The following is a 12,596-nucleotide window of genomic DNA, read 5'->3' as shown; positions in this document are numbered from 1 at the left end:
GTTTTCAGGAAATAAGTAAAAAGAAATAATCAAAAAGTCTATGCAAAAAATGTCAATTCATGCTGACTGATTCTTTTTTGGAAAATCTGGAAGTCCTGATATTTGTATCTGTGCACATTAATCTTAAGTGAAAGATTATATCTACTCTGAGGTAAGAACAGTCAGATTCAGAAAAATATTTAGAAATGAGGCTCCGATTTTAAAGTTGATTAAGATCATTAGATAATTATGGCATTCATTTATATAGTTAAAATTAAATAATTAGTTCTAGATTCCAGTAATCACATATTCATACCAATATATGTTCAATTCATATTTACCTTAAGCATCCAGTTTGTATCAGTATACTTATTCAGTCAACATTAGTATCTTATCCATTAAACCAGTAAGACATTCTGGGCCCTTTCTCAAAAATGCCAATTTACTTGAAATCAAGGTTACTATGGACTGACCTGTTTACAGATAATTTCATAGATCGATCCATAATCAATTCGTAGATTGTCTCATAGATCGTTTCTGAGATGAAATTTTTGTCCCGCAAGCAAAGGAAAATAGCCAGGCTCGGATTGTCAGTTGATAAAGAATTGCATGCCAAATATTTAAGAGGGGATTTTAACCAGCCATGAAGCAGAAAAATCCAGGAAAAGTTCCTGAAGTTGTGGAAAAAAATTCAAAAATGACTCTTGAAGACCCTTACGGACGGAGAGTGACAGGGCTCAGGATCTCAATAACTGATAGGTGTAACCTTTCTTGCATGTACTGCCATAATGAAGGTGCAGATTGCTGTACCTGCGGCCCGATAGGACATGAAATGAAACCCGAATTAATCTGTGGGATTATTAAGGAAGCTGAAAAATTCGGGGTCAATAAAATAAAATTCTCAGGGGGCGAACCGCTTTTTCGAAAGGATTTCGAAGAAATCCTTGCCTGCCTTCCTCCGTTAAAAGAAGTTTCTGCGACCACTAACGGCATCCTGCTTGAAAAACGCGCAAGAACCCTTAAAGCTGCGGGCCTGGACAGGGTAAATGTAAGCCTGGATTCTCTCGTTCCTGAAAAATATGAAAAAATTACCGGAGCACCCCCTGGCTCACTTGAGAAGGTAATCAGAGGTATTGACAGTGCAGTTGAAGCTGGGCTGACTCCTGTGAAGCTGAATATGGTACTCCTTAAAGGCATAAACGATGACGAGATTTATTCTATGATGGAGTTTGTCCGGCCTTATAAAGGAATGGTTATCCTGCAACTAATCGAGCTTATGGACATTGACCCAAGGCTTTCAAAGTACATGATTGACTCGAAAGCTCTTGAAAAGAAGCTGGCTGAGAAAGCAAGTGAAATCAGAATACGCCACCTACACCACCGAAGAAAGTACATTATCGATGGGGTAGAAGTTGAATTTGTTCGTCCTATGGACAACTCGGAGTTTTGTGCCTACTGCAGCAGGTTAAGGGTCACTGCAGATGGAAAGTTCAAGCCCTGCCTGCTGGTAAATGATAACCTTGTGGATGTTAGGGAAGCAAAAAGCCCTGAAGAGATCGAAAAGCTGCTTAAGCTTGCAGTAAGCCGAAGGAAACCATATTGCATGCCTGTCAGTATTCTTGAACAAGGAGAAAAGACTTAAAGAGAAAAAGCAGATTCAGATATAAATATAACAACAAGGAGAAAAAAAAGTGAAGATTGAACTTTTATTAGATGGAAAAAAAATCCCGATGAATGACTTTGTCCAGAAAATCATAGCAGACGTTATTAAAGCAATGGTAGAAACGTTGCATAATATAGATAGTGAATGGAAGGAAATTTCCATTCATATAGAAAGAGATGAACTGAAAGAATAAAAAAGGCTCTCTTGGATAAAAGAGAGTCAACATCTCTCAAAAACCAAAATTTCCTCTTTTCGTTTTTCGTTTCAGGTAAACTTTGAATTATTACATGTCTTTTATTCTGCCATTTTGTAATTCAGATTAATTTTTGGAACACTCAACGGTTTGAAGTTCCAGGTCGTTTTCCAAATAGGAGTAATTTGAGATCTAGGGTTATCTGAATATATTTAGAGATATTTTTCGATTTCTGAGAACTCTATCCTGGCAGTTGAATCCAGAGAAATCGGGGTTATTGAAACGTGTCCCTTCTGCATAATGGCGTGCACATCGGTCCCTTCTTCTTCTTCCCGGATAAGGTCGCCTGCAATCCAGTAATAGGGCCTGCCCCTTGGGTCACGCCTTTCCTCAACATCCGTTTTAAAGATTTTTCGTGCAAGGCGGGTTATCTCTATAGGGGTATCTTCTTCAGCGTGATAGGGGATATTTATGTTCAGAAGATCCACATTTTCCGGCATGCCATAGTTCAGGACGTTTTGAGCCACTCTGTTTACTACCTTAATTCCAGCCTCGAAACGCTCTCTATGGTAGTCTCTGGGATCATCGAATTTCTGGCCTTCATCAAGCACCTGCATGGAGGCAGCAATTGCAGGCACGCCGTAGCTTGCAGCTTCAAGTGCTCCACCTATTGTCCCTGAGGTAGTGATGGTATCTGTGCTTATATTTTCTCCAATGTTAAAGCCAGAAAGCACCAGGTCAGGCATTTCTTTGAGGATCGTAAATATGCCCAGAATTACAGCGTCCGTAGGGGTTCCTCCCACAGAGTATGCAGGTATGCCTCCAGCATTTGTTTTCGTTATCCGCAGAGGCTCAAAGATAGAAATTGAACGCCCAACTCCACTCTGCTGGACAGCAGGAGCCGAAATCGTAACTTCCCCGAGGTCCGAAACACTGTCAAAAGCAGCTTTCAAACCTGTAGAATATACACCATCATCATTGGTAACAAGAATTTTTGGAGCCATGAGTTTTCCCATAAGTTGCCGGATAATTTAAAATTAATGGAAAAAATTCATTACTTGAAAGTGAATGACTTGAAAGTATATTATATCAAGGATAATTTTAGGAAAAAATATTGTGGCAAAATAAAGAAAATACCACAAAAAGAAGGTTAATTTATGGCTGCGCTCTGGCATTTGTCAAATCTCGTTTTTTGAATGAGGAGAGCTCCCTTTAAAAAATCTATTCTGAAGAGAGAATTATTAGTCTTCGACACTCTTCAAATCAAATTTATCATTAATTCAGAGGTAGTGTTATTACTTCAGAGACTATATTTTAAAGGTCTCTTTATGGCCTGATAGCAATTCTTTGATCTGATAGCAATTCTTTAACCCGATGACATTTAAAATCGGTGAGGTATCAACTAAAGGCACTGAGTAAGTCATCAGGTTTTTGAATATAGCTAAAGGACTTAGATGATTAGTACCACTCCTCCTTCTTTCAGGATATATAGTATGCAACTACGAAACAAAGTATAACAATCCACCTGAAAAATGCTGCGCTTTTGTGATCTGGGGCTTCAGGTCTGCGATTTCTTTGTTTCGTTGCGCGAATCCCGATCCGTATTAGGCACTGGCAATCTTCCCCCTAATTTTAGCTAATCACTGCCACTTCCCCACCGGTTTCTCCCCAATTGGCTCGAAAACTGTTTTTCTGGTGGTAAGCAGTTTTTCTTATCCGAAAGGAATTAGTCTACCTGTGCAACTGAGTTAAGATATCAAACTCCGAACACAGTTTTTATGGTGTACACATAGAGGTGGTGAACACCTATAGCAAACATCATCACTCGTACTACCAGAAACTCCAGATTATGGAGCCAGTGAGTTGTCTCTATTAGCTTTTCCGAATGTATAACTCTTTTTTCCTTTACGGCTCTTACGATTTCTTTTAAACTCGTTGATAGCATTTTGTTAAAACCCCACTCATAATGTATTCTATCTGATATCGTCTCAAAGCATTTCCTTTTAGAAATTGCTCTGAGTACGTACCCTAAAAATCCAACGAGATCTCAAACAGGCACTTTATGTTCGAAAGTACTCTGCATAGTATACACTATCCGACGTGATCTCAAAGAGGCATCTTCATATCGAAAATGCATTATTCACCCCACCGACTCTAGCTTTAGAAGTTTGTGATATTAAAAGTTGTTGACCCTGTATGAGAGAATTTTATATGATCACGTAAATGATATTCGGAAGCCCTGATTTACATTTTAGTTAATGGACATGAGATAAAGCCTGAGCATTAATGATGAGAAGAATCTAAACATATATTTAAAACGGGTTATATAAACCAAAAGTCGAGAAAATAAAGCAATAAAAAGTATTCCTAAGTTAATTTCCTGTGCCCTGCAAAACGGGATAGAGCTAAAAGAAAACCTAATCAGACAAAAGAAAAGGGTTAAGCGGCAGTTTTCAGAAGCAAAAATCGAATTTCAATTGGGATTCTATAGCTGATTATTTTTCCAAATTTCCTGCAAGACTATCCCTTCGTAATGTACTTCTTCTTCATTAAAAGCCTGCCTTACTTTTGCTTCTAATAATGAGTCAAGTCTATTTTTTATTATATCCCAGACAATCTCAAGTTCAACTCCAGAGTAATTGTGAATTAAGATATTTCTCAAGCCCACACCTTTTTCCACTCAATTTCCGGATACTCGATGTGGGTTTCAGGAGGAACATATGCAGTAGCTGCTCCTATTATCTCAAGATTTCGGATTACTGAGTCTATTAACATTTCGTTTTTCAGAAACTCATAAAAAGAAGCCTTGCCCAGATATCTCCTAATTTTTTCAATCGATTTGAGGATGCCTCAAAATAAAAAGTAGAAATTTTTTCAGGCATACACGATATCCTTCATAATGATGTCTTTTAACTGTGGCTTGAGTGTCTTTTAGGTAACAAGATAAACTTCCCGTCCAAATAAGTCTTCCAGATAAAACTTCAGATCCATATAATTATCGAAAGTTTTCTGCCCCTCTTCGAACACCACAAGCCTATCAAGACTGCTATTTTCTCTTTCCTCTCTCCTCGCAAAAGGCTCGAATATTCCTATTCTTTTGACCTCGAATATTTGACGGATAAATTTGTCGTGCTCTTCACTTGGGTGGGTTTATGTCCATAACTCCGTACATTTTTGGGGATTAATATCAGATAATTATATTTCTAATGAAATAAAGTTTTTGAAACTTCAAGTGCGTAAGTCCTAACTACTAAGAAGAAGGTTCTTGAAATCTGTGCAATTACAGCTTATCATCAATGTACAGACATACCTGTGGTTACCGCACTTTTGAGTGATGATGCACTTCACTTCCGGAAAATTAAATCTCATCATGCTCTTTGTTGGCATGCTCTTTGTTGGATTCATGATGGGAGAAACTACAAGAGATTATGGCCAATAGTTCCTTATCATAGTGAAAAGCTGGAAGCTTTTATGGATATGTACTGGACTTTTATGGTGAACTTTGTGAGTTTTGAATAAACCCAGATTCAGAGGTAGCGGAGCAATTATCCATTAAGTTTGATAAGTTGTTTTTTACTAAAACAGGATATGAACAGCTGGATTAAAGAATCTAAGACGAAAGAGAAAAATGAACATTTATAGAAGGTACTGGTTTTGCCAGAGATTCCGCTGCATAACAATGCAGCTGAATTGGCAGCAAGAGCAAAGGTCAGAAAAAGAGATGTGAGCCTTCAAACCATAACAGAGGAAGTAACAAAGGCAAATGACACATTTATGACGATTGTTCAGACGGCAAAGAAACTGGAAGTAAGTGCATATCAGTACATATGTAATAGAGTAGCCAACAAATTTGAGATGCCATCTATGGCCTAAATAATCAGGTAAAAAAGCTCATTGAGTGGAAATTAAGGTATTTCCACTCAAACATGAAGAGGACACAAAAGAGACGAGAAACTTAATAGCTTTATAGTTCCTAAAGACACCTAAGAAAATCAAGCGGTAAGGTCAAGTCGGACATCGATTACTGAATCTTCATTTGCTTCTATTTTGGATATTGTTAGCAAATTACCTTTTCTTTCCAGTAAAGTCGCTTTCGTGACCTGGACCTGGTGACCATCTACCTGTTTCTGGTTGTTGTTTTTATGGACGACCAGGAGCTTCTGCCCTTTCTCAGCCCCTTCTCCTATTTTGGACACGATATTTCGTATAACCTGTTCAAAATCAGAATAAATCAAAATTTCCGACTTATTTGCAACCTTTGTAATAATGCCAATCGGTTCCAGACTAAGGTGCATATAACTTTCCTTCTTTACCTGCTTACACAAGTAATCAAATAATACTAACTCTGAGTAATAATAACTTGCGATACAAAACATCTGATCCATTATTTTGTAATTGTTGAAATCCAGATATTCTCTGTTCTACAGAAGAACCGGTATATATAATTTACTGGACCACGGAACCTGTGCCCGAAATGCCCTATTAGGGTATTAATTACATTAGAAAACAAGGTTCACTATATTGCTATTGATTTTCACTGCATTCCATTTTATGAACGCAGAGACACTTCATTTATAAGAGTTCATTTATAAGGAGAATAAAACCAAAGAATGAAACTACATGGGGATATTCTTTCTGCTCTTTAGACATAATTAGGAATTCTAAGCTAGCAATCGATGAAATGAAGACATTTCTCATGAACTATTAAAGTAAAAATTATAAATGAATGAGATTTGTCATGCGGAACTATAATAAATTGGAACTACTGGCTTCAAGAGATAATATTATAAATCTTTAGTTCTATATACTAATAAATAGTAGTGTGTTGGTGGAGATTCCGTTGGTTCTTTAAATCCAGCCGATGCAAAAGTTTATATATGTTTTGGTGTCAATGCATGTCCGATAACTTAATAAGGAGATTGCGCTACCCCCTATGCAAAGGATTCAAAACTCTAATCGGCTAACAGGGTTGATGTTGTCAAGGAAAAATTTCTCTAAGGCTAATTTGTTAAGTTGTTTGAGTGAACCCGAGGGATATCTTCTTTTCAACCCAGTAAAGCCGGGCGACAATCAGGTAATGAGATTGAATATAAGATCTACAGAGATCCTATCTTCAGATCTTTTATTATTTTTAAAGACGAGTCTGAATAAGTGCAAAACCCAGGTCACGCGTGATAGCAATGGAGCGGAACTTCCCCATTCAGTGTGCAGATTTTGATAGACTGATTATGGATAATGTTGAAGGAACTCGGGTAGAAGTTTCCGGTATGCCTGAACTAAGCGATCCATGTTTATATACGGACCGCGAGTACAGCTGGCTTCAGTTCAATGACAGGGTACTCGAAGAGGCTTTTGATGATCGCAATCCTCTGCTGGAAAGAGTCAAGTTTCTTTCGATCTTTGGAAGTAATCTTGATGAATTTTTCATGGTCAGGGTTTCAGGTGTCCAGAAAAGAATAGTGGAGGCTATGAAAGAGGACCGGACAGATGAAACCGCACAGGAACAGCTTCGCGTCATCCGGGAAGAGCTTCTCAGTCAGCTTCCTCTCAATGACAGTTGCTGGAATGAAATGCTTGAGCCTGCTCTCAGGAAAGAAGGAATTAAAGTCCTTAATTACTTTGAGCTTTCTAAGAAGGAAAGAGATAAGTTGAGAAACTATTTCGAGAGAAACATTTTCCCTTTGCTTACTCCTCTGGGTTTTGATTCAGGGCATCCTTTCCCTCATATCTCCAACCTCAGCCTTAACCTTGCGGTATTAATTGATGATCCGGACTACGGGGAACGTTTTGCCAGAGTCAAGATCCCTCCAATGTTTATGCGACTAATTGTTGTTCCTGAAGGAGACCAGGAGAAAATAACTTCCAGTCTGGAGGAGTTGAAAAAAGGGCGTTTTGTCTGGCTTGAACAGCTTATCGCTGCAAATCTTGACCTCCTATTTCCCGGACAGCGCATCCTTGGAGCTTATCCTTTCAGAATCACACGCGATGCAGACCTTGGGTTTGATGAGGATGGAGACAAAGACCTTCTGACCGCTGTAAAACAGAGAGTCGGCAGGAACTATTTCGGGTCGGTTGTCAGACTTGAGACCGACTATACAATGCCAGCAAAAGTCTCGGATATTCTTCTTAAGAACCTGGAACTTTCCCCTTCTCTTATGTTCAGGTCTGCAGCTCCGCTGGGGCTTTCAAATCTAATCAAACTTGCAAAGATCAACCGTCCTGACCTTAAGTACGAACCCTTCGAGCCGAAAAAACATTCTCAGCTAGCAAACAGGGAGAAAATTTTTGCAACTCTGACAAAACGAGATATTCTTCTCTATCATCCCTATGACAGTTTCGAATCGGTAATTGATTTTGTGGAAGAATCTGCCGACGATCCTGATGTTCTGGCAATCAAAATGACTCTGTACAGGGTGGATGACAATTCCAGAATTGTTCAGGCCCTTATGAAGGCTGCGGACCGGAGAAAGCAGGTAGCGGTCCTGGTTGAGCTTAAAGCTCGTTTCGATGAGGAAAACAATATCGGATGGGCAAAAGAGCTTGAGCGCAAAGGGGTCCATGTAGCTTACGGCTTCCCGGGGCGTAAGATTCATGCCAAAATGTGCCTGGTTGTCAGAGCTGAAAAAGAAGGTATCAGGTATTATGTGCACATGAGTACAGGTAACTATAACGCAGTCACAGGAAAACTGTATACCGATATGGGATATCTGACAAGTGATCCATGCATAGGTAAGGACGTCTCTGACCTTTTTAATGCCCTTACCGGATATTCGCGAAAAGATCATTATATCAAACTCCTTGTAGCCCCCCAGACTCTAAGACATCAGATTTTAGAGCGTATCAGGCGTGAAATCGACCTTCACGAAAAGTGTGGTAACGGACACCTGATCTTCAAGACGAACTCCCTTGTGGACTACCAGTGTATCCGGGAACTTTACAGGGCTTCTCAGGCTGGAGTGAAGGTAGATCTTCTTGTCCGAGGAATCTGCTGTCTCAGGCCAGGTATTATTGGGCTCAGTGAAAATATCAGGGTTACCTCGATAGTTGGCCGTTTTCTCGAACATTCCAGGATATATTATTTCAGGAATGGTGGAAAAGAAGAGATCCTTATGGGAAGTGCAGATCTCATGCCGCGCAACCTGGACAACAGGGTAGAAATCCTCTTTCCGGTATCTTCCGAATATATTCCTGTCTTGAGAGATGTAATCCTTGGCGTTCACCTCAAAGATAACGTAAAAGCTCGCCTGCTGCTTCCTAATGGCAAGACTGAGAGAATCTACCCGCAGCCCGAAGAAGAAGAACTGGATTCTCAGTTATGGATGCTTGAAAATAGCAGAAGCTGGGATTTAAGCTATAAGAAAGACTGAATATGGGAATTCTTCTTTTCGCTTTCCCTTATTTCTTTTACCTTTTTTACTTATCTTCCTAGGTAATGTGCCAATTGTGTTTACTGACATATAGGCAAAAAGTTATAGTATGAAACAAAAAAATTTAACGAATATGCGTAAAAAGTTATTATAAAGTTATCATAGTTTTATATTATTCTTTCAGAGTCCCGACAACTGGATATTTCTTTAATATTTCAGCCCCATGTGGTGTCCTGTCCAATTCTTCGGTTATATCTTTCCCTGCAGGACATCCTTCATGATTGCCATCTTTCCAAAGATAACTATCAGATGAGACATCATATACCTGACCTTGATAAGCAACGTATATCGTTTCATTTGTACCGTCATACTTTGCAAGTTCTTCAAGTGTATATTCTTTTATTTCTGTTTTCTCTGTCAAATTCTGTGTTTCAGTTGCCTCTTCTCCATTTGGAGTATCTGCATCATCTTGGGTTCCAGCCTTTTCTGGAGTTGCCAGTTTATTTCCCACGCATCCTGTTGCGAGGAACATGCAAAACAAAACTATCAATATAATTAGTTTTTTTCTCATTATTTTACCCATCCAGCATCTGATACTGTATTTGTTCCTGACCTCAATTTGTTCCTGACCTTGATTCATGTAGTTTATATCTAAATATTTGTTAAGTTGTTATATATTATTCCAGTTAGCTGATTGACTTCTAAGCCTAGAGTGTTAATCGTCTAAAAAAGAGATAAACATACTTACCGAATAGAGGTAATAAAAACAGTTTGCTTAAGCTTTATAATTCAGTTAATCTTGAAATAAAGCTTAATTAAAGATTTCTAACAACAACAAAAAATTTTCTACAGAGTCGTACTATGTGTTTCGTTTGTTTTTTACATTTGATGAATTACGGTTCTCGAAGGAAAAAAATAACATAATCTACTTTTCTGCCTCCTAATGGCAAGACTGAAAGAATCTACCCTTCTGCCTCCTAACGGCAGGACTGAAAGAATCTACCCGCAGCCTGAAGAGAGCCTGAAGAGAAAAACTGGACTCTTAGGTATGGATGCTTGAGAATCGCAGAAGCTGGGATTTAATCTTTAAGGCAGGCTGAAAATGATAAGCCTTCTTTTTATTTTTTGTTACTTGAGCCTATCCCAAAAGCCACTTTACTCTTAATCATTGGGAATTTTCATAATTATTTTCATGACCATGAGCTTGATTGATTATTCAAAATACAAGGTCCAAGAAGCAAATTTCAAGTTTTGGGATAACTTCACTCTTTATCTGGTTTTTTGAGTCACTGATCAATTCCTAAAAAGCAAGTACATCTCCCAACATTTTATTCGATTCTAAAATTAGTCTTCTGTTTATGGATTTCAACAATTCACGCACAATTTCAAAATAAAATTCTAAAGAAAAAGTTTTTTAGATCTTTTTCTTCATCACAAAGTACTCTACAAGAATCAAGAACAGGGGCAGAGAAATTGCTATAAGTATTTTGGCTTTTCTCATAGGGTCTTTGGTTTCGCCATCCTTCTCTGCGCTTTCGTTGTGGATACTTGTTTTTGCTTCACTGTCCCAGTTTATCAAAGCTTCCTCTTCTGCTAGTCCACTGGCTACAGATACGTTTTCCCCATCTATGGAATTACTGGTTATTGCAAAGCAGGAGAAACCAGGTGTTTTCGATTTAAAATAAACATAATTTGTATCTTCTTTAACTTTTTCGGTATTTAGGGGCTCCCAGCTTTCATTGTGCCATTGAAGGGTTATCTGGGACTGATTAATATTATTTTCTTCAAACCATGGTTTTTCAACTTTGAACTCTATAACCCCATTTTCACAATAATTAGCGACTCCTGTCCCATAATTTCCTACCCATATATTCACGTATTTATATATATTACCAGGAGGGACTTCTGAGACAAAAGCAGATTTATCTTTAAGGACTTCTACAGTTGTAATTGTCCTCTTTAATGTCTTTATTGAGTCAAATTCGATATATGTAATGCATGTAACACCTTCCAGAAAATCGAACTTGATATGATAACCACTTTGAACGTTCCTGGTGGAAAGCTCCTTGGCATCTACATTGCTTACCGGTTCTTTAGAAAGGCTGGCGCCTCCTGAACTGCTACTGGAGGATCCTAAACTCTTACTTCCTGAGTCGCTGCCGGAAGACCCTGAACTTCCGCTTCCCCCGTCATCGCTTGAAACTGTTTCTTTATATATGGTTGCGGTTTTTGTGAACTCATTATTGGTTTCATTACTTTCAGACACAACGCTTCCCGTGTCCACAGTTGTTTTTACTTCAATTTGCCCTTCGTTTCCAGGAGTCCAGAAAAAAGTCCCTGTTCCGGTTTCGCCTGCTGCAAGAGCTGGTAGCGGTGTAACTCCCGTATAACTTTCATTGTTTCCCTTGATATCATACTTAATTTCGCTGTTCTCTGCAGCTGCAGAACCATTATTCTTCACTGTTGCCGTAAAGGTTATATTCTCCCCGGGATGCGGTTTTTCAGGGCTCAGGGAAATCGATTCTATTTTCAGGTCAGGAAGCTTACGTTTTACACTTATGGTTTTTGACATTTCATTATTGTCTTCATCACTTTCACTAATGGTATTCCCAGAATCTGCGACCGCTGTTACACTCATGTTCTCTTCATTTCCAGGAATCAGTGAAAATTCTGCACTTGTACTTGTCCCTGCTGAAAGTTCAGGGATAGAGATTTCTCCTGAAGTTCCGTCACTACTGTATTTTGCAGTACTATTATTGGCAGTTGCCTCTCCTACATTCTTTATTTTCAGGGTAAAGTTCAAAGTTTCTCCGGCTTCGGGTTGTGTTGATGATTCTGGATACAGGTCTTCAACTATCAGATCCGGAAGTGACTCCTGTACTATTTTCACAGTAATTTCTTTCTCACTATTCTCTATGTTTTCTAAAGAAGCCTTTATTGTTACTGTTTCTTCCGTGTCAGGAGTTGTCCAAGTGTAGGAAATTAATTTTTCTGATCCAGCCTCTATTGCCGGGACTTCTTCTTTTTCCTCGGTTTCACCAATTATATATATTATATTCGTTGGTTCTGAGGTTTCATTTCCTACGTTCTTAACAAATGAATTAATAACGGCTTTGCTATCAGGCTTTGGAGATTCAGGGTCAGTGGAGAGGTCTTCTAATATAAGGTTGGGGGTCAGCGTACTATTTGTCGAATTTCCGCCATCTGCAAACTGTTCATCTGCAGCAGATACTATACAGGGTATTAATCCCGGAATTATTACTATCGTCAATAATACAGAAATTAAAGAATTTAAAAAATGAGCTGTCATTTTAATTGTCCTCCTCCCGTGGCAGTGTCGCAAATTTTCTGTAAATTTAAAGTCAAGTTTTTACGTACAATGGGAAAATTGACC

General features: G+C 38.6%; 9 protein-coding genes and 1 pseudogene. 4 read left to right on the top strand and 6 right to left on the bottom strand.

Annotated features, from left to right (window positions below; genetic code table 11):
- Positions 1 to 622 precede the first annotated feature (622 nt).
- Entirely contained in the window at positions 623 to 1,621 is a 999-nt protein-coding gene (gene moaA, locus MSBRW_RS18930) for a GTP 3',8-cyclase MoaA (RefSeq protein ID WP_011306205.1), read from the top strand.
- Between the two features lie 49 nt (positions 1,622 to 1,670).
- Positions 1,671 to 1,835: a hypothetical protein gene (locus MSBRW_RS23105; protein ID WP_011306206.1), complete on the top strand. Its 165-nt coding sequence runs from the start codon at positions 1,671 to 1,673 to the stop codon at positions 1,833 to 1,835.
- A 212-nt stretch (positions 1,836 to 2,047) separates the two neighbouring features.
- Here the strand turns inward: MSBRW_RS23105 and surE are convergent, their stop codons facing one another.
- From surE to MSBRW_RS21565, 3 genes and pseudogenes are all read right to left on the bottom strand, one after another.
- Positions 2,048 to 2,851, bottom strand: coding sequence for a 5'/3'-nucleotidase SurE (gene surE / locus MSBRW_RS18925; protein ID WP_011306207.1), 804 nt, complete (start codon positions 2,849 to 2,851; stop codon positions 2,048 to 2,050).
- A 740-nt stretch (positions 2,852 to 3,591) separates the two neighbouring features.
- Positions 3,592 to 3,780, bottom strand: a complete 189-nt coding sequence (locus MSBRW_RS18920) for a hypothetical protein (protein ID WP_048102663.1) — start codon at positions 3,778 to 3,780, stop codon at positions 3,592 to 3,594.
- 540 nt (positions 3,781 to 4,320) lie between these two features.
- A pseudogene (locus MSBRW_RS21565) lies at positions 4,321 to 4,622 on the bottom strand (HepT-like ribonuclease domain-containing protein).
- 867 nt (positions 4,623 to 5,489) lie between these two features.
- On the opposite strand from MSBRW_RS21565, the gene MSBRW_RS20600 reads away from it, so the two are divergent.
- Positions 5,490 to 5,708 carry a hypothetical protein gene (locus MSBRW_RS20600; protein ID WP_052305864.1) on the top strand — a complete coding sequence of 73 codons (219 nt, stop codon included), beginning with the start codon at positions 5,490 to 5,492 and terminating at the stop codon, positions 5,706 to 5,708.
- A gap of 119 nt (positions 5,709 to 5,827) precedes the next feature.
- On the opposite strand, the gene MSBRW_RS18905 is transcribed toward MSBRW_RS20600, so the two are convergent.
- The gene (locus tag MSBRW_RS18905) at positions 5,828 to 6,130 is read right to left on the bottom strand and encodes a hypothetical protein (RefSeq protein ID WP_011306208.1); all 303 of its coding nucleotides are present in this window, start codon (positions 6,128 to 6,130) and stop codon (positions 5,828 to 5,830) included.
- An 885-nt stretch (positions 6,131 to 7,015) separates the two neighbouring features.
- On the opposite strand from MSBRW_RS18905, the gene ppk1 reads away from it, so the two are divergent.
- A complete protein-coding gene (ppk1, locus tag MSBRW_RS18900) occupies positions 7,016 to 9,202 on the top strand; it encodes a polyphosphate kinase 1 (RefSeq protein ID WP_011306209.1) in 2,187 nt (728 codons plus the stop codon).
- Between the two features lie 172 nt (positions 9,203 to 9,374).
- Here ppk1 and MSBRW_RS18895 read toward each other — a convergent pair whose 3' ends face one another.
- Entirely contained in the window at positions 9,375 to 9,785 is a 411-nt protein-coding gene (locus tag MSBRW_RS18895; RefSeq protein ID WP_230669866.1) for a cytochrome b5 domain-containing protein, read from the bottom strand.
- Positions 9,786 to 10,616: 831 nt separating this feature from the next.
- Positions 10,617 to 12,512, bottom strand: a complete 1,896-nt coding sequence (locus MSBRW_RS18890) for a PGF-pre-PGF domain-containing protein (protein ID WP_011306211.1) — start codon at positions 12,510 to 12,512, stop codon at positions 10,617 to 10,619.
- Between the last annotated feature and the right edge of the window lie 84 nt (positions 12,513 to 12,596).

This window comes from Methanosarcina barkeri str. Wiesmoor (assembly GCF_000969985.1).
Taxonomy (GTDB): Archaea; Halobacteriota; Methanosarcinia; order Methanosarcinales; family Methanosarcinaceae; genus Methanosarcina; species Methanosarcina barkeri_B.
This window is presented reverse-complemented; position numbering and strand designations above follow the sequence as displayed.

Bases quoted from the DNA above. Each gene is read 5' to 3' on its own strand.
- moaA (WP_011306205.1), top strand. From the start codon at position 623: ATGAAGCAGAAAAATCCAGGAAAAGTTCCTGAAGTTGTGGAAAAAAAT.
- MSBRW_RS18890 (WP_011306211.1), bottom strand. From the start codon at position 12,512: ATGACAGCTCATTTTTTAAATTCTTTAATTTCTGTATTATTGACGATA.
- MSBRW_RS18895 (WP_230669866.1), bottom strand. From the start codon at position 9,785: ATGGGTAAAATAATGAGAAAAAAACTAATTATATTGATAGTTTTGTTT.
- surE (WP_011306207.1), bottom strand. From the start codon at position 2,851: ATGGGAAAACTCATGGCTCCAAAAATTCTTGTTACCAATGATGATGGT.
- MSBRW_RS18920 (WP_048102663.1), bottom strand. From the start codon at position 3,780: ATGCTATCAACGAGTTTAAAAGAAATCGTAAGAGCCGTAAAGGAAAAA.
- MSBRW_RS18905 (WP_011306208.1), bottom strand. From the start codon at position 6,130: ATGCACCTTAGTCTGGAACCGATTGGCATTATTACAAAGGTTGCAAAT.
- ppk1 (WP_011306209.1), top strand. From the start codon at position 7,016: ATGGAGCGGAACTTCCCCATTCAGTGTGCAGATTTTGATAGACTGATT.